The 589-nt window shown below is 33.6% G+C and carries 3 protein-coding genes; all 3 read right to left on the bottom strand.

The features are described 5' to 3' along the window. Positions 1-6: 6 nt before the first annotated feature. Positions 7-303 (bottom strand): cell wall-binding repeat-containing protein, encoded by a 297-nt coding sequence (locus JWF52_RS18935; protein WP_353654988.1) that lies wholly within the window; start codon positions 301-303, stop codon positions 7-9. A 10-nt stretch (positions 304-313) separates the two neighbouring features. Further along, entirely contained in the window at positions 314-430 is a 117-nt protein-coding gene (locus JWF52_RS18930; RefSeq protein ID WP_208335020.1) for a cell wall-binding repeat-containing protein, read from the bottom strand. Further along, the coding region (locus JWF52_RS18925) for a cell wall-binding repeat-containing protein (protein ID WP_208335019.1) at positions 390-589 on the bottom strand (200 nt) is incomplete at its 5' end. The genes JWF52_RS18930 and JWF52_RS18925, both read right to left, overlap by 41 nt.

The following is a 589-nucleotide window of genomic DNA, read 5'->3' as shown; positions in this document are numbered from 1 at the left end:
TTAGCATTAGTTTTCTTGTCTTCTTTGACCTGCTATTCTCTTAAATTCTCCAGTTAGTGCATCTTTTAATTGTTCTTCTACATTTAAAGAAACTTTAGATTCTCCTCCAACTATAACAGCATCTTGTGCATTTTCAGACTTTATCCATTCAGTCTGAGCATCAGTTAAACCATTGTTGCCAGCTAATATTATTGGGTCTACTTGACTTCCATCAATATCATAATCTCCATCTTGTGCTGCAACTCCTGCTACAGACATAGCATCAGCTTCAGCATGGCCTCCTGTAACAAATACTCTATCTATTGTGTTATAATTAGCTATTTTTTTTAGCTATTTTTAAAGAAGTTTCTTGTCTATTAGCACCAGCTATTCTTTCATTACTTATAGACTTAGCATCTAACTGTTCTTCTATATTTTTTAGATAATACACTTTCTCCTCCAACTAAGTAAACTGTACCATCATTATCCATGACCCTCTCGATTTCATCCATAACTTCTTTAGATATACCATTTTTATCAGTCAATAATACAGGAGCGTTTATAGCATTAGCAAATGGAGTAGCCGTTAATCCATCAGCTATAGCATAAT

It is taken from the genome of Clostridium sp. CCUG 7971 (assembly GCF_017590215.1).
Classification (GTDB): Bacteria; Bacillota; Clostridia; order Peptostreptococcales; family Peptostreptococcaceae; genus Faecalimicrobium.
Note: the sequence above shows the minus strand (reverse complement) of the source record. Positions and strands in the feature narration are given on the sequence as shown.